General features: G+C 74.1%; 2 protein-coding genes. Both read left to right on the top strand.

Features of this window, described 5'->3' with window-relative positions; all coding sequences use genetic code 11:
- Positions 1–308 precede the first annotated feature (308 nt).
- Positions 309–14,768: an amino acid adenylation domain-containing protein gene (locus AB0F38_RS08135; RefSeq protein ID WP_361888469.1), complete on the top strand. Its 14,460-nt coding sequence runs from the start codon at positions 309–311 to the stop codon at positions 14,766–14,768.
- Entirely contained in the window at positions 14,765–22,333 is a 7,569-nt protein-coding gene (locus AB0F38_RS08130; protein WP_361888466.1) for an amino acid adenylation domain-containing protein, read from the top strand. The genes AB0F38_RS08135 and AB0F38_RS08130 overlap by 4 nt, the downstream gene beginning before the upstream one ends.
- Positions 22,334–22,568 lie beyond the last annotated feature (235 nt).

The following is a 22,568-nucleotide window of genomic DNA, read 5'->3' as shown; positions in this document are numbered from 1 at the left end:
CAGATTCGATCAGACAAGGGTGGTAGTCGGTCGCTTCTCGGCTGCACGTACTCACGCCGCCCTCATGAGGCGTGCGTAAACCATCGATGGGCTGCTTCGTGATGTGCCCTCGGTGTGCGAAGGCAACGGGGTCCTGCGTCGGGCGGGTGCGTCCACAGGGTCCGGCGGGGCCTGACGTCATGGGTACGACGATGCTCTTCGTCGCTTTCCCCTGCCCTTTGTCGGCGATCGATGCTGCACCGGTGTAGTCGGCTTCGCCATGCCTTCTTCGCCGTCCCCGAAATCTCTCCCCAAAGGTGTGAATCGGCATGCACGAAAACGGCTCCGTCCCTTTCCGCGCGGTTCCCGAAGAGTCCTTCGAAATGACCGCTGCTCAGGAAGGTGTTTGGTACGGGCAGCTGGTCGATCCGGACAGTCCGAAATTCAACATCGGTGAATGCTTCGAGATCCGTGGCGACCTCGACGAAGGGTTATTCGCCGCAGCGCTCGACCGGGCAGCCGCTCTGTGCGACAGCCTCAACCTCCGGTTCGTCTCCAGCGGCGATACGGTCCGTCAGCATGTCGTCCCTCCTCCGCCGGGTGAACGCAGCCGGCTCCACCTGGCCGACCTGTCCGACACCGACGACCCCGTGGCCGCGGCCGAGCGCTACCTGGCCGACGACATGGCCACCGTCGACAGACTCGATGCCCCGCACCACCACTTCGCGCTGCTCCGTCTCGGCCACCGGCTCCACTACTGGTACGTCCGCTACCACCACATAGCCGTCGACGGACTTGGCGGCGCCGTCTTCGCCCGTACCGTCGCAGACCTCTACGGGCGTGCCGTGAGCGGCGAGGACCTTGCCTCTGTGGAGCTGCCCTCCGCGCCCCTGCGCGATCTCGTGGCCGACGAGGCGGCCTACCGCGGCTCGGAGCGCTACGAGGCCGACCGCGCCTACTGGACCGGCAAGTTCGCGGATCTGGTCGCCGGCCGCGTGGTGGGCACGGCAGGTGAGGACGCGGACGCCCGCGGCGGCAGGACGCTCATCCGCCGGCGCACCGACGCCGCGGCACCGGCCGCACCCGACGGGACGGACGTCCGGCTGCACACCGGAGAGAGCCTGCCCTTCGACGTTTTCGACAGCCTGCGCCGGCTCGCCTCAGCCAACCGGACGAGCTGGACCGCCGTACTCGTGAGCGCGGTCGCCGCCTACGTGAGCCGGGTCACCGGGTCGCGGGACGTGATCGTGGGCCTCGCCTCCAACGGGCGTCACGGAGGGCTGCGGCACGTCGTCGGCATGACCTCCAACATCCTGCCGCTACGCCTGACCGTCACCGCCGACATGACGGTCGGCGCTCTCGTACGCGCCGTCGCCGCGGAGATGCGGGGTGCCCTGCGTCACCGCCGCTTCTCCCGCGAACAGCTGGCCCGTGCACTGAACATGGCCGACGGCGCGGCGCGCCTGACGGGTGTCGTCGTCAACATCATGGGCTACGACTTCGACCTCGACTTCGCCGGCAGCCCCGGTGCCTCCCGCGTGCTGTCCATCGGGCCGGTCGACGACGTGTCCCTCTTCGTCTCCGAACGGTCCGAGGGCAAAGGGCCGTTGATCGGCTTCGACGCCGACCCGGAGCTGTACCGTCCGGAGGACGTGCGGCTGCACCAGCAGGCCGTCGTCGCCTTCCTGTCCGCCTTGGCCGACGCGGACACCCACACCCCCCTGCGCGATCTTCCGTTCCTCGACGACACCGCCACCGAGGCCCTGCTCACCCACGGGCGCGGCGCCCACCTGCGCGCGGAGTCCGTGGCCGCCGGTCTGCCGGAGGCGTTCGGCGCGCAGGCACACCGGACACCGGACGCCCCGGCGGTGGTCGACGGCGCCGTCACGCTCTCGTACCGCGAGCTGGCGCAGGCGGCCGAGGACCTCTCCGGCGCCCTGGCGGGCTGGGACATCGGTGCCGAGGACGGCGTCGGCGTCCTCGTGCGCCGCTCGGCGGCCATGGTGTCCGCCACACTCGGCGCGGTCGGTGCGGGAGCGGCGTACGTGCCGATGGACGCCGCCTGGCCGGCCGAACGGCTCGGCCGTGTCGCGGAAGTCGCCCGTGTAGGCGCTCTGGTGGTCGACGAGGCGACCTCGGAGAGGCCCTGGGTACGGAAGACGGCCGCCACTCTGCCGGTGATCGTCGTCGACTCGCTCGGTCGCGTCGTGCGCGGCGCTCCGCCGCGGCCGGGATCGCCGGCGCGCGTGACCCGCGGCGACCGGCTCGCCTACGTGATGTTCACCTCCGGCTCCACGGGATTGCCCAAGGGCGTCGGTGTCACCCACGCCGACGTCCGCGCGCTGGCCGCCGACACCGCCTGGACAGGGGGTGCGTGCGAAGCGGTGCTGCTGCACTCCGCGTACGTGTTCGACGCCGCCACGTTCGAGATCTGGGTGCCCCTCCTGAACGGTGGCCGCGTGGTGGTCGCACCCGGCGGCGTGCTGGAGGCAGAGGTCCTGCGGGACATGGTGGACCGGCACGGGGTGACCGCGCTGTTCCTGACGACGGCGCTGTTCAACGTGATGGCCGAGACGGGCCCCGCGGTGTTCGCCGGGCTGCGCCTGGTCGCCGCGGGAGGCGAGGCAGCGTCCCCGGACCTCATGCAGCGGGTGGCGGCGGCGGCGCCCGACACGCGCGTCCTGCACGTGTACGGCCCGACAGAGACCACCACGTTCGCCGTCCGCCACCCGGTCGTCGCTGATGCGCCGGGCGTGCCCCCCATCGGCCGCCCCCTCGACGGGATGCGCCTGTACGTGCTCGACGGGGACCTCGGCATGGTGCCGCCCGGGGTCGTGGGGGAGCTGTACGTGAGCGGCCACGGCGTCGCCCGCGGCTACCAGGGCCGCTCCGGCCTCACCGCGACCCGGTTCGTCGCCGACCCGTACGCCGCGGACGGTGGCCGCATGTACCGCACCGGTGACCTCGTCCGCTGGACCGCGCGCGGCGACATCGAGTACGTCGGGCGGGCGGACGGCCAGATCAAACTCCGCGGGTTCCGCATCGAACCCGCCGAGATCGAGAACGTCCTGCTCACCGATCCGGCCGTACGAGCCGCCTGTGTCCTGGTCCGCGAGGACGCACCCGGTGACCGCCGGCTCGTCTCCTACATCGTGCCCGCCCCCGAGGCCCGGCCGGACGGGTCCGCCCTGGCTCGCCGCGTCGGCCGCGCCCTGCCCGCGTACATGGTGCCTTCCGCGTTCGTCCCCCTCGACGCACTGCCCCTGAACCCCAACGGCAAGGTCGACCGCGGCGCCCTGCCCGCCCCCCGCGCCGCCACCATCACGGGCCGCGCCCCGCGCACCCCGTACGAGGAGGTCCTGGCCGGCCTGTTCGCCGACGTCCTGGGTGTGCCCGAGGTCGGCATCGACGACAACTTCTTCTCCCTGGGCGGTCACTCGCTGCTCGCCACCCGCCTCACCGGCCGGGTGCGGGCCGCCCTGCGCGCCGAGCTCGGCCTGCGTACCCTCTTCGACCACCCCACCGTCGCCTCCCTGGCCGCCGCCCTGGACACCGCCGGGGCGGCGCGGCCCGCCCTCGTCCCCCAGCGACGGCCCGCAGCGGTACCGCTGTCCTTCGCGCAGCAGCGCCTGTGGTTCCTCAACCGGGTGGAGGGCGCCGGCGACACCTACAACGTCCCGCTCGTCCTCGAACTCGACGGTCCCCTGGACACGGACGCCCTGCGCGGCGGCCTGGCGGACGTGGTCGCCCGGCACGAGAGTCTGCGCACGGTCTTCGTCGAGCACGACGGCGTCCCCCGTCAGGAAGTCCTCGACGTGGGTGCCGCGGCGTCGCTCGTCCCCCTCGTCGTCGAGCTGCCCCCGGCCGAGGAGACCGCCGGCGCCTGGGCCGAGGAAGCGGTGCGCCGCCTGACCGCCGCGCCCTTCGACCTCAGAGGCGACACCGCCGTACGCGCCCGTCTGCTCCGTATCGCCCCTGACCGCCACCTCCTGGTCCTCGTCCTCCACCACGTCGTCGCCGACGGCTGGTCCCTCGCCCCGCTCAGCCGCGACCTCGGCGCCGCCTACCGCGCGAGGATCGCGGCTACGGACACACCCGACTGGACCGTGCTGCCCGTCCAGTACGCCGACTACGCCCTCTGGCAGCGCCGGCTGCTCGGCGACGACGGCGACCCGGACAGCCTGGCCGCCCGCCAGCTCGCCTTCTGGAAGGAGGCGCTGCGCGGCGCCCCCGACCTGCTGGACCTGCCCCTCGACCGGCCCCGCCCGGCCGTGCCCAGCCACCGGGGCGACGCCGTCCCGTTCGAGCTGCCCGCTCCCGAGCACGCCGCGCTCACCCGGCTCGCCCGTGCCGTCGGCTGCACCCCCTTCATGGTGCTCCAGGCGGCTCTCGCCGTGACGCTGCAGGCCCACGGCGCCGGTACCGACATCCCGCTGGGCACGGCGCTGGCCGGACGCACCGACGAGGTCCTCGACGACCTGGTCGGGTTCTTCGTCAACACCGTCGTCCTGCGTACGGACCTGTCCGGCGACCCGACCTTCCGTGAACTGCTGGACCGGGTCAAGGAGTTCGACATCGCGGCCCTCAGCCACGGTGACCTCCCCTTCGAACGGATCGTGGAGGCCCTCAACCCCGAGCGGTCCGGCGACCACCACCCGCTCTTCCAGACCATGCTGGTCCTCCAGAACCAGGAGCGGGCGGGGCTCGAGTTGCCGGGCGTCACCGTCCATGACCGGTCCCGGCACACCGGGATCAGCAAGTTCGACCTGACGTTCTCCCTCACCGAGCGCACCGGACCCACCGAAGCCACGGCACCCACCGAAGCCACGGCACCCACCGGATCCGGCGACCCCGCCGGCATCGGCGGTTACCTGGAATACGCCACCGACCTCTTCGACGCCGCCACCGCCCGCGCCCTGTGCGCCCGCTTCGCCCGCGTCCTCACCCAGGCCGTGACCGACCCCGACCGGGCGATCAGCGGCCTCGACGCGCTCGCCCCCGGCGAGCGTGACCGCCTCCTCGCCCAGGGGCACGGCGCGGACCGGCCGCTGCCCGCCCGTACCGTCCCCGAAGCGGTCCGGGAGCAGGCCGCGCGCACGCCCCACAGGGTCGCCGTGCGCGACGCGCACACGAGCCTCACCTACGCCGGGCTCGACGCCCGCGCCGACGCCCTCGCCCACGTCCTGCGCGAGCGCGGCGCGGGCCGTGAGGGCAGGGTGGCCGTCGCCGCGCCGCCGTCCGTGGACACCGCCGTCGCCATGCTGGCCGTTCTGCGGGCCGGTGCCGCCTACGTGCCCGTCGACCCGGAGTACCCGCCCGCCCGCATCCGGCACATGCTCGACGACGCCCGGCCCGCTCTGCTGCTCACCACCACGGCTGCCCGGGCGGACCTGCCCGACTGCGGCGTCCCGTGGCTCGCCCTCGACGACCCGGCCGCCCGGCCCACCGGCTCCGCCGCCCCCCTCCAGGACACCCCGCACCCCGCGGACCCCGCGTACGTCATCTACACCTCGGGTTCCACCGGCCGCCCCAAGGGCGTGGTCGTGCCGCACGCCGCCATGGCCAATCACATGGCATGGATGGCGCGGCACCTTGCCGTCACCCCGGACGACCGGGTCCTGGCCCGCACCTCCACCAGCTTCGACGCCTCCGTGTGGGAGCTGTGGCTCCCGCTGATGAACGGCGCCGAAGTCTGTGTGCTGCCGCACGGTGTCAACCGGGAACCCCGCACCCTCGTCTCCTGGATGAGCCGATTCGGTGTCACCGTCGCCCAGTTCGTACCCTCGCATCTGGCCCTCGTCCTCACCGAGGCGGCGCACGCCGGCCCGCTCCCCGGGCTGCGCGCCGTCCTGTGCGGCGGCGAACCCCTGCCGCGCGCCCTCGCCGACGACGTCGCCGAGCTGTGGCAGGCCGAGGTTCACAACCTCTACGGGCCGACCGAGACGGCCATCGACGCGACCGCACACCGCACCGGCGGCCCGGGGACCGGCGGTCAGGAGGACGCCGGCACACCGTCCGAGACCGTCCCGATCGGCCGCCCCGTCGACACCATGCGCGCCTACGTCCTCGACGGCCGGCTGCGGCCCGTACCGCCAGGCGTCACCGGAGAGCTGTACCTGTCGGGCCCCAACCTCGCCCGCGGCTACCTGAACCGCCCGGGCCTCACCGCCGCGCGGTTCGTCGCCGACCCGTTCGACGCCACCGGCGCCCGCATGTACCGGACGGGCGACGTCGTACGGTGGAACCGGCACGGGCTGCTCGACTACGTGGCCCGCGCCGACGACCAGGTCAAACTCCGCGGCTTCCGCATCGAGTTGGGCGAGGTCGAGGCCGCGCTCCTCGCCCGCCCCGGTGTCACGGCGGCCTGCGCCGTGATCCGCGAGGACATACCCGGCCGGCGCCGCCTCGTCGCCTACGCCGTCACCGGCGACCCGGCCCCGCGCGCCGTCGCCCTGCGCGACGCGCTCGCCGAGACCCTTCCGCACTACATGGTGCCCGGCGCCGTCGTCGTCCTGGGAGACCTCCCGATCCTGCCCAACGGCAAGGTGGACCGGCGTGCCCTGCCGGAGCCCGGACCAGCCACCGAGGCCACCGCCGGACCGGGGCGGCGCACCCTCCAGGAGGATCTGCTCGCCGGCATCTTCGCCGACGTCCTGCACCGGTCCCTCGTCGGCCCGCACGACAGCTTCTTCGACCTCGGCGGGCACTCGCTCCTCGCCATGCGCGTCGTCAGCCGCGTCCGCGCCGTGCTGGGCGTCGAGATCGCCGTACGCACCCTGTTCGAGCAGCCGACCGTCGCGGGTCTGGCCCGCGTCCTCGACGCACCGGGCCGGACCCGCCCGCCGGTGGTGCCCGTGACACAGCGGCCCGATCCGCTGCCGCTGTCCTCCGCGCAGCAGCGCCTGTGGTTCCTCAACCGGCTCGAAGGCCCCGATTCCGCCTACAACATCCCGCTCGTCCTCGAACTCGACGGGACCCTGGACACGGACGCCCTGCGCGCCGCACTGGGTGACGTCGTGGAGCGGCACGAGGCGCTGCGCACCCTGTTCCCCGAACGGGACGGCGTACCCCGCCAGTCGGTCCTCCCCGCCGACACCGCAACCCCCCGCCTGCCAGTCGTGAGCATCGCCCCCACCGATCTGGAGGGGGCCGTTCTGGCCGCCGTGCGCGAGCCGTTCGACGTCGTCGCCGACCTGCCGCTGCGCGCCCTGCTCCTGCGCTCCGCACCCGGCCACCACGTCCTGGTGCTCGTCCTGCACCACATCGCGGGCGACGGCTGGTCCCTCGCCCCGCTCGCCCGCCATCTCGGCGACGCGTACCGGACCCGTCTCGCGGGAAGGGAGCCCGAGCCGACGGCCGCCACTGCGCTCCAGTACGCCGACTACACCCTCTGGCAGCACGCCGCCCTGGGCGACGGCGACGCGCCCGAAAGCGTTCTGCGGCAGCAACTCGACCACTGGCACACCGCCCTCGCGGGACTGCCCGGACTCATCGAGCTGCCGCTGGACCGGCCACGCCCCGCTGTGACCGACCCGAGGGGGGCGGTCCACACCTTCGACGTACCGCCCCCGTTGCACGCCCGGCTCCTGCGCCTGGCCAGCGAGTCCGGCAGCAGTCTGTTCATGGTGATCCAGGCGGCGGTGGCCACGCTGCTGCACCGGCACGGCGCGGGTGAGGACATCCCGCTCGGTTCGCCCGTCGCCGGCCGTACGGACGAGGCCCTGGAGGACCTGATCGGGTTCTTCGTCAACACGCTCGTCCTGCGTACCGACCTGTCCGGCAACCCGACCTTCCGTGAACTGCTGGTGCGCGTACGTGAGTTCGACCTGGCTGCCTATATGCACCAGGACGTGCCCTTCGAGCGTCTCGTCGAGAGCGTCAACCCCGTCCGGGCGCGCAACCACCACCCGCTGTTCCAGACCATGATCGTCCTCCAGAACCAGGAGACCGCCCGCCCCGACCTGCCAGGTCTCACCGTCGAGGACCGGCTCGTCCACAACGGCCTGAGCAAGTTCGACCTCACCTTCGCCTTCGCCGAGGAGCGGGGTGAGGGCGGCCTCACCGCCGGGATCGAGTACGCCACCGCCCTCTTCGACCGGGCCACCGTCGAAACCCTCGCGGCCCGACTGGTCCGCCTCCTGGAGCAGGTGGCGGCCGACCCCGGCCTGCCCCTGGCGGGCTACGAACTGATGACGCCGGACGAGCACGCCCGGGTCACTCACTGGGGCACCGGCCGCGGCCTGCCCGAGGACCCCGTGGACGCCACGCTGCCCGCGCTGTTCGCCGCCCAGGCGCACCGCACGCCGGACGCCCCGGCCGTCACCGATGAGGACACCACCCTCACCTACGCCGAGCTCGACCGGATCTCCGCCGATCTCGCCCGCGCCCTGGCGGGCCACGGCATCGTTACCGAGTCCGGGGTCGGCGTACTGCTCACCCGGTCGCCGGCCGTGGTGGCGGCGTCCCTCGGCGCCGTCCGCGCGGCCGGGGCCTACGTCCCGCTGGACGCACGCTGGCCCGGGCAACGGCTCGACCAGGTCGCCGGGGTGGCGGACGTACGTGTCCTCGTCGTCGACGAGGACGCCCTGGCCTCCCCCTGGGTGACCGCCACGGCCCGCCGGGTGCCGGTCGTGGTCGTGGACCGGCTCGGCCGGATCCTGCGCGGCGCGCCCGAGCAGCCGGGCCGCCCGGCCGCCGTGCCGGGCCCCGGAGCCCTGGCCTACGTGATGTCCACCTCCGGCTCGACCGGCCTGCCCAAGGGCGTCGGAGTGACACACGCCGACGTGGTCGCGCTCACGGCCGACTCCGCCTGGGACGACGGCCGCGCCGACGCGGTGCTGATGCACTCGGCGTACGTCTTCGACGCCTCCACGTTCGAGATCTGGGCTCCGCTCCTGCGCGGCGGCCGGGTCGTCGTCGCACCTGACGGCGCCCTGGAGGCCCGCGTCCTCGGCGACGCCGTGCGCGAGCGGGGAGTGACCGCCGTCTTCCTGACCACCGCCCTGTTCAACGTGATCGCCGAGACCGACCCGGGAGCCTTCAGCGGCCTCCGGCTCGTCTGCGCCGGAGGGGAGCAGGCCTCCCCGGACGCGATGCAGCGGGTCGCCGGCACCGCGCCCGGCGTACGCGTCCTCCACGTGTACGGGCCCACCGAGACCACCACCTTCGCCACGCGCTACGAGGTGGCGGCCGACCTGCCGTCGGGTCCGCCGCCCATCGGACGCGCCCTGGACGGCATGCGCCTGTACGTCCTTGACGGCTCCCTGGGCCCGGTCCCGCCCGGGGTCGTGGGCGAGCTGTACCTCGCCGGACGCGGAGTGGCACGCGGGTACACCGGGCTTCCGGGCCTGACCGCCGCGCGCTTCGTGGCCGACCCGTTCGACCCGGCGGGCGGGCGCATGTACCGCACCGGCGACCTCGTCCGATGGACCCCGGACGGGCAGATCGCCTACGTCACCCGTGCCGACGGTCAGGTGAAGCTGCGCGGCTACCGCATCGAACTCGGTGAGATCGAGGGCGTGCTGGCCTGCGGCGAGGGCGTCGCCGACTCCTTCGCCGTCGTCCGCGAGGACACTCCGGGTGACCCGCGGCTCGTCGCGTACGTGGTGCCCGCCGTCGGCGTGCGGCCCGAACCCGGCGACCTCGCCCGGGCCGTCGGCAGGTCCCTGCCCGCCTACATGGTGCCCTCCGCGTTCGTGGTGCTCGACGCGCTGCCCCTGACCCTCAACGGCAAGGTCGACCGGCGCGCCCTGCCCGAGCCCGGACACCATGCCCCGGTCCGGGGGCGCGCGGCCCGCACCGCCCGCGAGGAGATCCTGTGCGGACTCTTCGCCGACGTGCTCGGCCGCGACGGGGCAGGCGTGGACGACGACTTCTTCTCCCTGGGCGGCCACTCCCTCCTCGCCACCCGCCTGGCCGCACGCATCCGCACGAGGCTCGCCGTGGAGGTCCAGGTCAAGACCCTCTTCGAACACCCCACGCCGGCCGCGCTCGCCGCCGCGCTGGACGGTGCCGAAAGGGCCGGAAGACCTCTGGAGCGCGCCGGGAGCCGCCCCGATCCGCTGCCGCTGTCCTTCGCTCAGCAGCGCCTGTGGTTCCTCAACCGGCTCGAGGGGCCAAGCGCCACGTACAACGTGCCCCTCGTCCTTCGCCTGGACGGCCCTCTCGATGCCGAGGCACTGGAGAGCGCCCTGGCGGACGTCGTCGAACGCCACGAGAGCCTGCGTACCGTCTTTCCCGAAACCGACGGTGTGGCACGCCAGCTCGTCCTCGACGCCGACGGCGCCGACCTCGACCTGAAGCCCCGCGACACCGAACCCGCCCGGCTCGACGAGATCCTGGCCGCCGAGGTGGCGCACGCCTTCGACGTGAGCACCGAACTGCCCGTACGGGCCCGGCTGGTGCGGCTCGGCGCCGAGGCCCACGTCCTCGTGCTCGTCATCCACCACATTGCGGGCGACGGCTGGTCCCTCGCCCCGCTGGCCCGCGACCTCGGCCGAGCGTACCGGGCACGCACCGACGGCGAGGAACCCGCCTGGACGGAACTCGGCGTGCAGTACGCGGACTACACCCTGTGGCAGCGCGCGCTCCTCGGCGCCGAGGACGACCCGTCCAGCCAGGCAGCCCGCCAGCTGGACTTCTGGCGCACCGCACTCGCCGGCGCCCCGGACCTCCTGGACCTGCCCTGCGACCGGCCGCGCCCCGCCGTGACCGCGTACCGCGGTGACGCGCTCGCCTTCCCCGTCGACACGGACACCCACCGGGCCCTCGCGGATCTCGCCCGTGCCCGTGGGTGCAGCCTCTTCATGGTGCTCCAGGCGGCCCTGGCGGTGCTCCTGTCCCGGCACGGCGCCGGTGAGGACATCCCCCTGGGCACCGCTGTCGCCGGACGCACCGACGAAGCCCTCGACGACCTGGTGGGTTTCTTCGTCAACACCCTCGTCCTGCGCACCGACCTGAGCGGCGACCCCACCTTCGGTGAAGTGATCGACCGCGTGAGGGAGTTCGACCTGGCCGCGTACGCCCACCAGGACGTGCCGTTCGAGCGGCTGGTCGACGCACTGAGACCGGTCCGGACCCAGAACCACCACCCGCTGTTCCAGACGATGCTCGTCCTCCAGAACCACGCGGGCACCGCGGTCGACCTGCGCGGTCTCACGGTGACGGAACAGCCCGTGCACACCGGCATCAGCAAGTTCGACCTCACCTTCACCTTCACCGAGAGACACGACGGCGCAGGCCGGCCCGCCGGCCTCGACGGCGTCCTGGAGTTCTCCACCGAACTCTTCACCCACGCCACCGCGCACACGCTGGCCGCCCGGCTGACCCGCCTGCTCGCCTCGCTCGCCGCCGACCCCGGCCGGCGCGTCCACGCCCTCGACGTGCTGGACACCTCCGAACGGCGGAACCTGGAACGCGCCGCACACGGCCCGGTCCGGCCCCTGGCGGCGCGCACGGCACCCGAGGCGTTCCGCGCACAGTGCGCCCGGACACCCGCGGCGCTCGCCGTACGGGACGGCGGGCACCGCCTCACCTTCAGCGAACTCGACGTGCTGTCCGACGACTTGGCGCACCACCTGTACGACCAGGACATCGGCCGCGGCGACCTCGTCGCGCTCGCCCTGGACGGATCAGCCGACCAGGTCGTCGCGATGCTGGCGGTGGCCAAGGCCGGGGCCGCCTACCTGCCCATCGACCTGGAGTACCCGCAGGCGCGTATCGCCTCCATGCTCGACGACGCCCGCCCGGCACTGCTCCTCACCTACGGCACCGCCCGCGCCGCGCGGTACAGCCCGTCCGTACCCAGTCTCGCGCTCGACGACCGGGCCACCTGGTCCACCGGGCGCGCCGCACCGCCCGCCGCCCCGCCGGACCCGCGCGACGCGGCGTACGTCATCTACACCTCGGGCTCCACCGGCCGTCCCAAGGGCGTCGTCGTCACCCACTCCTCCCTGACCAACCACATGGCATGGATGGCCGGCCACCTCGGCCTCACCGACGACGACCGGGTCCTCGCGCGCACCTCGCCGAGCTTCGACGCCTCGGTCTGGGAGACCTGGCTGCCGCTGCTGCACGGCGGCGCCACCTGCCCCGTGCCACCCGCCGTCAACCACGACCCGGCCGGACTGCTGGCCCGTATGCGTGACGCGGGCACGACCATCGTCCAGTTCGTGCCCTCGCACCTCTCGGTCGTCCTCACCGAAACCGGTCCCGACGAGGCACCCGCGACCCTGCGGGCCGTCCTGTGCGGCGGCGAACCCCTGCCCCGTTCCCTGGCGGCACGCGTCGCGCGGACCTGGCGGGCCGAGGTGCACAACCTCTACGGGCCCACCGAGACGACCATCGACGCCACCGCCCACCACCACCGGGGCGGGCAGCCGGACACACCCGCGGGGGAGGGGAGCGTGCCGCTCGGCCGCCCCGTCGACAACACCCGCGCCCATGTCCTGGACGCCGGTCTCCGTCCGGTGCCGCCGGGAGTCACCGGCGAGCTCTACGTCGCGGGCGACGGCCTCGCGCGTGGATACCTGGGGCGTTCCGGCCTGACGGCCGCCCGGTTCGTCGCCGATCCGTTCGGCCCCGACGGGAGTCGCATGTACCGCACGGGGGACCTCGTGCGACGGGACGCCGACGGCCTGCTCACCTATGTCTCCCGCGCCGACCACCAGGTCAAGCTGCACGGCTTCCGCATCGAACTCGGCGAGATCGAGGCGGCACTCACCACGCTCGACGGCATCGCCGCCGCCTGCGCCCTCGTCCGTGAGGACCGGCCCGGCGAGCGGCGCCTGGTCGCCTACACCGTTCCCGACCCGCGCGGCGGCGCCGCGGCCCTCGCCGACAGCGAGCTGCGCACCCGGCTGGCCTCGGCCCTGCCGGCCTACATGGTGCCCGCCGTCTTCGTCGCCCTCGACGCCCTGCCGCTGCTGCCCAACGGCAAGACCGACCGGCGTGCGCTGCCCGTCCCGGCACGCCCAGCTGCCACCCGGCCGGGCGGTCAGCCGCGCACCCCACAGGAACACGTCCTGCGCGACGTGTTCGCCACGGTCCTGCGCACCCCCGCCGTCCGCACCGACGACGACTTCTTCGCGCTCGGCGGCGACAGCATCCTCTCCATCCAGCTCGTCAGCCGGGTCCGCCAGGCCGGCCTCGGTGTCACGCCGCGCGACGTCTTCGTCCACCGCACGCCCGAGGCCATCGCGGCCGTCGCCACCGCGCTCGACCGGACAGCCGCCGCCCCGGCCGAACAGGGCACCGGCGAGATGCCGCCGACGCCCATCGCCGCCTGGCTCCTGGAACGGCCCTGCACCGACGGCTACAACCAGTCCGGGGTGCTGCGCACACCAGCGGGCGCCGCCGAGGACACGCTCGTCGCCGCCCTCCAACTCCTCATCGACCACCACGACATGCTCAGACTGCGCGTCACCCGCTCGGCCCAGGGGGAACCCGTCCTCGAAGCCCTGCCGCCCGGCGCCGTGCCGGCCCGTGGCCGCCTCACCCGTGTCGACGTCGCGGGCCTCGACGCCGACGCCGTCCGCGCCGCCGTCACCGACGCGGGCGAACAGGTCCGCGGGCGGCTGCGGCCCGCGGACGGGAACGTCGTCGAGGCGGTCTGGTGCGACGCCGGGCCGCACACCCGCGGACGACTGCTGCTCGTCGTGCACCATCTGGCCGTCGACGCGGTCTCCTGGCGCATCCTCGCCGCCGATCTGGCCACCGCGTGGCAGGCGGTCGCCGAGGGTGCCGCAGCGGGCGGGGGCGCTGCCGCGGCAGGGGTACTGCCCGCCGTCACCACGCCCTACAGGAGCTGGGCGCGACTCCTCGCGTCCCAGGCGCGCGGTGCCGCGCGCGAGTCCGAACTCCCCATGTGGGAAGCGGTGTCGAGCACCCCGGACCCGCAGCTGGGATACCGCCCGCTGGATCCGGACCTGGATACCGCCGACCGGACGCACACCCTGGTCACCCATCTGTCCGCCACCTGGACGAAGCCTCTGCTCACCACCGTGCCCGGCGCCTTCCACGCCGGGGTGGACGACGTCCTGCTCACGGGCCTCGCTCTCGCCGTCTGCTCCTGGCGGGCGGAGCGGGCCGGCAGGCTCGGCGTGCCGCGGCCGGGCGGCACCGGCGTCCTGCTCGACCTCGAGGGCCACGGCCGGGAGCAGATCGCCGACCACATCGACCTCTCCCGCACGGTCGGCTGGTTCACCAGCCTCTACCCGGTCCGTCTCGACCCCGGGCCCGTCGACGCCCGCGACCCCGGACGCTTCGACGCCGGACTGGTCGAGCGCGCCGTCAAACGCGTCAAGGAACAGCTGCGGACCGTGCCCGACCACGGCGTCGGCTACGGAATGCTGCGCCACCTCAACCCGGCGACCGGCCCCCGGCTGGCCACCGCGACCGAACCCCAGATCGGCTTCAACTACCTGGGGCGGTACGCCGCTACGCACACGGACGGGGGTGAGGGCGCCGACTGGGACGTACTGCTCGACGGCGGCGGACCGCGCAGCCAGGACCCGGACATGCCCGTCCACCACGTCCTGGACATCAACGCGCACACCGAGGACCTGCCGGACGGTCCGCGTCTGGTGATCCGCTGGACCTGGCCCAGCGACCTCCTCAAGGAGGAGGACGTGGGCGCCCTGACCGACGCGTTCACGCGTGCCCTGCGCGCCGTCGCCGAGCACGCCGGACGACCCGACGCGGGCGGCTGGACGCCGTCCGACCTTCCCCTGGTCTCGCTCGACCAGGCCCAGATCGACCGACTGCAGAACAAGTGGGGTGGACGCAAGTGACCGGGTTCCGACTGGAGGACGTACTGCCGCTGACGCCGCTGCAGGCAGGCATGCTCTTCCACGCGCTGTACGACTCCCGTGCCGTGGACGTGTACACCGCGCAGTTCGTCTTCGACCTCGAAGGCCCCGTCGGCGTCCCCGCACTGCGCGCCGCCGTCGGCGGCCTTCTGCGACGGCACGCCAACCTGCGCGTCGGCTTCCTCCACGAGGGCCTGGACGAGCCCGTGCAGGCCGTCGCCGCGGAGGTGCCCGTGCCCCTGGAGGAACTGGACCTGACCGGTGCCGACGGCACGGGCACCACGGAGGAACGCCTCGCCGCGTTCCTCGCCGCCGACCGCACCCGCCGATTCGACCTCACCACCCCGCCGCTGATGCGGTTCACACTGGTGCGCACCGCGCCGCAGCGCCACCGCCTCGTTATGACGAGCCATCACATCCTGCTCGACGGCTGGTCGATGCCCCTCCTCGTACGGGAACTGTTCGAGCTGTACGCAAGCCGGGGCGACGACAGCGCCCTGCCGCGCGTCGCCCCGTACCGCACCTACCTCGTCTGGCTGGCCCAGCAGGACCGCACCGCCGCTCTGGACGCCTGGCGCACCGCCCTGGCCGGAGTCGAGGCCCCGACCCTGCTCGCCGGACCGGGCGGCGCGCACGCGCCGGGCGGCGGTGAACTGCCCACCACCCTGGCCCTCGACCTGGACGCGGCCACGACGCACCGCCTGCGCGAGACGGCCCGCGCCCACCGGCTCACCCTCAACACCCTGGTCCAGGGCGCCTGGGGTCTGCTGCTCGCGCATCTCACCGGACGCCCCGATGTCGTGTTCGGCACCACCGTGTCCGGTCGCCCGCCGGAGATTCCCGGCGTCGAGTCGATGGTCGGCCTGTTCATCAACACCGTGCCCGTACGGATCCGCCCGGCGCCCGGCGAGACCCTGGCCGCGCTCCTGACCCGGCTCCAGGAGGAGCAGGGCCGCCTCCTCGGCAGCCAGTACGTGGGCCTGACCGAGATCCACGGAGTCACCGGCCTGGACGAACTCTTCGACACCCTCGCCGTGTTCGAGAACTATCCCCTCGACGACGAGTCCCTGCGCACCGCACAGCAAGGACTGCCGGGTCTCGCCGTCACCGGGTTCAGCGGCACGGACGCCGCCCACTATCCGCTCACCCTCACCATCGCGCCGGGCGACGCCCTGAGGATCACCTTCGGCTTCCGGGCCGCCGCCCTCGACCGCGAAGAGGTGGCCCGCACGGTCGTCCGCATGCGGCGCCTGCTCACGACGATGGCGGAAGGGCTCGACCGCCGCGTCGGCACCGTCCCCCTCCTCCTGGACGGAGAGCGCGACCTGCTGCTCGCCCAGGGCACCGGTGGCGAACTCCCCACCGGCACCACGGAGGTGAGCGTCCCGGACGCCGTGGCCCGGCACGCCGCACACCACCCGGACGCGGTGGCCGTGACCGGTGCGGGCGAGCAGCTGACCTATCGGCGGCTCTGCGAGCTCTCGGATGCGCTGGCCGGCACCCTGACGGGGCTAGGGACCGGTCCCGAGGACGGCGTGGGCATCCTCCTGGGCCGCTCGACCGCCCAGGTCACCGCCGCCCTGGCGGCCCTGCGCGCGGGTGGCGCCTACGTGCCCCTCGACCCGCGCTGGCCCGCCGAACGTCTCGCCACCGTCGCCGACGTGGCCGCCCTGCGCACCCTGATCGTCGACGAGACGACCCGCACGCTCCCCTGGGTACGCCGACTCGGCTCCGCGACAACGCTGGTGACCGTGGACTCCGCGGGCCGGGTCCGGGACGGCGCCCCGGCGACGCCCGGAGCCCTTCCCGCAGCGACGGGCGGCGCCCGGCTCGCGTACGTGATGTTCACCTCCGGCTCCACCGGCCGGCCCAAGGGCGTCGGTGTCACCCACGCCGACATCACCGCCCTCGCGGCCGACCGGACCTGGGGCGACGGAGCGGCCGACGCCGTCCTGCTGCACTCGGCATACGTCTTCGACGCCTCCACCTTCGAGATCTGGGCTCCCCTCCTCAACGGCGGCCGCGTCGTCGTGGCGCCCGAGGGCACGCTCCAGCCCGCCGTGCTCCGGGATCTCGTCGCCCTGCACGGCCTGACGGCGGCCTTCCTGACGGCGGCCCTGTTCAACGTCGTCGCGGAGACCGACCCCGGCGCCCTCGGCCTGCTGCGCCTGGTCGCCGCAGGCGGCGAAGCCGCCGCGCCGGGGGTCCTCCAGGGCCTTGCCGCCGCCCACCCCGGCACCGTCGTCCTGCACGTCTACGGGCCCACCGAGACCACCACGTTCGCCACCGTCCACCGCGTCCGGCCCGACGACGATCCCGGCGGCGCGGCCCCGATCGGCCGTCCGCTCGACGGCATGCGCGCCTACGTCCTGGACGCGGCGATGCGGCCCGTGCCGCCCGGCGCCGAAGGCGAACTGTACGTCGCGGGCGCCGGTGTGGCGCGCGGCTACCTGGGGCGCCCCGGCCTCACGGCCACCCGGTTCGTCGCCGACCCGTTCGCCGCCGCCGGGACACGCATGTACCGCACCGGCGACCTCGTGCGCCGGGGCGCCGACGGCACCCTGCGGTACGTGGCCCGGGCGGACCAGCAGATCAAACTGCGCGGCCACCGCATCGAACCCGCAGAGATCGAGACGGTGCTCCGCACCGACCCGTCCGTGCGGGCCGCCTGCGTCGTGGTCCGTGAGGACCCGCCCGGCGACCGCACCCTGACCGCCTACGTCGTCCCCGCACCCGGACACACCCCGGACCCCGGCCCGCTCGCCGCACACGTCGGCCGCCACCTGCCCGCCTACATGGTGCCGGCGGTCATCCAGTCCCTCGACGCGCTGCCGCTGACCCCCAACGGCAAGCTGGACCGGGCGGCGCTGCCCGCGCCCGCCGCCCCGTCCGGCCTGGCGGGCAGGCCGCCGCGCAGCGCCCTGGAGGAGATCCTCGCCGGGCTGTTCGCCGACGTGCTCGGCGTGGCCCGCGTCGGCACCGACGACAGCTTCTTCGCCCTGGGCGGCCATTCCCTGCTCGCCACCCGCCTCGTGGGCCGCGTCCGCACCGCCCTGGACACCGAGACCGAGATCCGCACCCTCTTCGAGAACCCCACCGTCGCCACGCTCGCCACCGCCATCGAGCAGGCGGCCCGCCCCGCCCGCCCCGCCCTCGTCCCGCAGGAACGCCCCGCCGCGCTCCCACTGTCGTACGCCCAGCAGCGCCTGTGGTTCCTCCACCGGCTCGAAGGCCCCTCCGCCACGTACAACATCCCCTTCGCGGTACGCATCGACGGGCCGCTCGACACGGAAGCCCTGCGCCGCGCCCTGCTCGACGTCGTGACCCGGCACGCCGCCCTGCGCACCGTCTTCCCCGAGCGGGACCACGGACCGCACCAGCACATCACCGCCCCGGACGACGTCCGCCTCCCGCTCGTCCTGGAAGCCGTCGACGAGGACAAGCTCCCCGACCGGATCGCAGCCGCCGCGAGCGAACCGATCGACATCGAGCACCGCCTCCCGCTCCAGGCGACCCTGTTGCGTCCGGCCGGTGACGCCCACGTCCTGGTGCTCGTCATCCACCACATCGCCGCCGACGGCTCGTCCCTGGGACCCCTCGCCCACGACCTGGGCGTCGCCTACCGCGCCCGGATCCGCGCCGAGGCCCCCGCGTGGACCGAACTCCCCGTCGACTACGCCGACCACACCCTCTGGCAGCGCCGTCTGCTCGGCGACGAGCACGACCCCGAAAGCCTCCTGTCACGTCAACTCGCCCACTGGAAGAACGCGCTGGACGGGCTGCCGGAGATGATCGAGCTGCCGTGGGACCGGTCGCGCCCCGCCGCGCCCCGGCACACCGGAGCCACCCACCACTTCGCCGTCGACCGCACCACCGCCCGCCGGATCGCGGACCTCGCACGCACCCGTGGATGCAGCGTCTTCATGGTGCTCCAGGCCGCCCTGTCGACCGTGCTGTCCCGGCACGGCGCCGGCGAGGACATCCCGCTGGGCACGGCCGTCGCGGGACGGACCGACGAGGCCGCCTCGGACCTCGTCGGGTTCTTCGTGAACACCCTCGTGCTGCGCACGGACCTGACCGGTGACCCGACGTTCCTCGAACTCCTTGACCGGGTGAAGGACTTCGACCTCTCCGCGTACGCGCATCAGGACGTCCCCTTCGAGCGCCTGGTGGAACTGCTCAATCCCGCCCGCTCGCAGAACCACCATCCGCTCTTCCAGACCATGCTCATCCTCCAGAACCACACCCCCGCCGCCGCAGTCGACCTGCCCGGCCTCGAGGTCAGCGGCGTGCCGGTCGACCCCGGAGTCAGCAAGTTCGACCTGTCGTTCACCTTCACCGAGACGTACGACGACAGCGGAGCGCCCAGCGGCATGCGGGCCGCCGTCGACTACGCCACGGAACTCTTCGACGCGGCAACCGTCCGCGGCCTCGCCGACCGGCTCGTGCTGCTGCTCGATGCCGTCACCGCGGACCCCGACCGCCCGCTGCGCACCTACGACGTGCTCACCACCGCGGAACGCACCCGGCTCGCCGCCTGGGGAACCGGTCCCGTCCACGGCCCGCACCCGTCGACGGTGCCCGCGCTCTTCGAGCGGTGGGCCCGGCGCACTCCCGGCGCCCCGGCGGTCCGCGACGCCGGCACCACCCTCACCTACGGCGAACTCGACGCCCGCGCCGACGCCCTCGCCCACCACCTCGCCGCGCGAGGCATCGGCCCCGAGGACCGGGTCGCCGTCGCCCTGCCCCGCACCCACGATCTCGTCGTCGCCCTCCTCGGCGTCCTCAAGGCCGGGGCCGCCTACGTCCCGCTCGACCCCGACTACCCGGCACAGCGCCTGTCCTACATGCTCGACGACGCGGCGCCGCGCCTGCTCCTCACCACACCCGCCATCCACCGCCGACTCCCCGAATCCCCGGTGCCGCACCTGTACACCGGGGACCTCGGGGACAGCGCCCGGACGGCCGCACACACGGATGCGCGCACGCCCGGTCCGTCCCCGCTCCCGGCACACCCGGCCTACGTCATCTACACGTCCGGCTCCACCGGCCGCCCCAAGGGCGTCGTGGTCACCCACCGGGGCGCCGGCGCCATGGCCCGCACCCAGATCGAGCGGCTGCGCGTCGCCCCCGGCAGCAGGGTGCTCCTGATGGCGTCGGTCAGCTTCGACGCCGCGTTCTGGGAACTGTGCATGGGACTGCTCTCCGGGGCATGCCTGGAGATCGACGAACGCGACGCCCTGCTGCCCGGCCCCACGCTCGCCGCTCTGGTCCGCGACCGGGGCGTCACCCATCTCACCCTGCCGCCCGCCGCACTCGCGGTGATGCCGCCCGGCTCGCTGCCCGCCGGCACCACGATGGTCCTCGCCGGCGAGGCGTGCCCGCCGGCCCTGGTGCGCGCCTGGGCGCGGGACCGGTTCCTCGTCAATGCCTACGGCCCCACGGAGACCACCGTCTGCGCCACCATGAGCGCCTTCCAGCACGCGGACGGGCCGCTCGCCCCCGACCGCACCGTGTCCATCGGTGCCCCCGTGGACGGCACCCGGGTCCATGTCCTGGACGACCGGCTGGAACCCGTGCCGCCCGGCGTCGTCGGCGAACTGTACGTGGCCGGTGAGGGGGTGGCCCGCGGATACCACGGCCGCGCCGCCCTGACCGCCTCCCGATTCGTGGCCGATCCGTTCGACCGCGCGGGCGGCCGGATCTACCGCACCGGCGATCTGGCGCGCTGGACGGCCGACGGGGCACTCGTCTACGTCTCCCGGGTCGACGACCAGGTCAAACTCCGCGGCTTCCGCATCGAACCCGGAGAGATCGAGGCCGTGCTCACCGCCCTGCCCGGCGTCGCGGGTGCCTGCGCCGCCGTCCGTGAGGACCGGCCCGGCGACCGGCGCCTCGTCGTGTACACCGTGGCCGCGGACGGCGCCCCGGGCCCGGACGCGGCAGAGGTGCGCGCGCACCTCGCCGCGACGCTCCCCGACCACATGATCCCCGCCGCCCACGTACGTCTCGACGCCCTGCCCGTCACCCCCAACGGCAAGACCGACCGGCGCGCCCTGCCGGCTCCCGACCATGCCGCAGGGGCCGGAGACCGCCCGCCGCGCACCACGCGCGAGCGCGCCCTGTGCGAGGTGTTCGCGGAGACGCTGGGGGTGCCGGAGGTCGGTGTCACGGACGACTTCTTCCTGCTGGGCGGCCATTCGCTGCTCGCCGTGACCCTGGCCCGGCGGATCGAGGAACGGTGCGGTCGACGCCCCTCCCTGCGCGCCCTGTTCGCGGCGCCCACCGTCGAGGGTGTGGACCGTCTCCTGGGGCGTACGGCGGCGGAGGGCCAGGAGGACACGGCCGCGCCGGACCTCGCTGCCGAGGTCCGCCTGGCCGCGGACATCACCGGCACGGCCGCGACCGGCGCGACGCCGGAGCCCGCTCCCACCCGCAGGCTCTCCCGCCCCTCGGCACGGCCCCTGCTGACCGGCGCCTCCGGCTTCCTCGGCGCCTTCCTCCTGCGCGACCTCATGGAGACCACGGACGGACCGGTCGACTGCCTCGTACGGGCCGAGGACGAGCGGCGCGCGGCCGGCCGGCTGCGGGCCAACCTGGAGCGCTACGGCCTGTGGCGCCCCCGGTACGCCGACCTGATCCGCCCCGTCCCCGGCGATCTGGCCGCCCCCGGCCTCGGTCTGACGCCCCAGGCCCGGACCGCCCTGGTCCGCCGTCTCGGTCCTGTCCTGCACAACGGCGCGCGCGTCAACTTCGCCGCCGCGTACGGTGATGTGCGCGCCCCCAACGTGCTCGGCACCGAGGAACTGCTGCGCCTGCTCGCGGACTCCTCCTCGCCCGGCATGCACTACATCTCGACCACCGGCGTCTACGCCCCGGCGACCGGCCCCGGTCCCGTCACCATCACGGAGTCGACCCCGACCGGGCCCGCGCCCCGCCTGCCCGACGGGTACGCGCAGAGCAAGTGGGTCGCCGAGGGGCTCGTCGGCCTGGCCCGCGAACGCGGACTGCCGGTGACCGTCCACCGGCCCGGCCGCATCAGCGGTGACACGGCCACCGGAGCCTGCCAGGACCGCGACCTGCTGTGGCAGCTCGTCAAGGGCTGCCTCCAGGCGGGAGCGGTGCCGGACCTGCCGTACGGGTCGACCGACTGGGTGCCCGTGGACCACGTCAGCGCCGCGGTGGTGGCGCTCGCCGCGTCCGGCGGCACCGGAACGCAGACGTATCACCTCACCAACCCCGAAGCGCCGGGCCTGGACCGCGTCTTCGAGGCGGCAGCCCGCCTGGGCCACGAGCTACGGACCGTCCCCGTGGCGGAGTGGCAGGCCCGCGTCGCCGCGCAGCCCGACAACGCGGCCCAGCTCTTCCTCGGCGACCAGGGGCAGACCCGGCACGAGGCGACGGACCAGCGCCGCTTCGACTCCAGCCGGACAGCCGGTGCCTTGGCGGCCCTGGGCATCCAGCAGGCACCCCTGACCGACGAGACAGTGAACCGCTACCTGACCTACTTCCACTCGACGGGCTTCCTGCCCACTCCCGGGGCGTGACCGTCCGGTGCTGGGAGCGAGGGTTTCCTCAGCCGTCGGCCCTGACGGTCGGCGGGGGCCACCGGTCATGGCCCAGGACGTCGTGCACATCCTGCGGCTCGCGCCAGCCGTTGCAGCTCCGCGGTCGCGCCGGGCGATGCGTCCTGCGCGACCGCGCGACAAGGCCGCGGTAGCGCTCGGCGTCTGCCTCGATCCCGCCCGGTCGGGCCGAGGGGGCGGAGTTGCACCGGTCCGT

This window comes from Streptomyces sp. NPDC025273 (genome assembly GCF_040638585.1).
Taxonomy (GTDB): Bacteria; Actinomycetota; Actinomycetes; order Streptomycetales; family Streptomycetaceae; genus Streptomyces; species Streptomyces cinereorectus.
The sequence above is the reverse complement of the archived record's forward strand: the minus strand, read 5'-3'. Positions and strand labels throughout refer to the sequence as shown.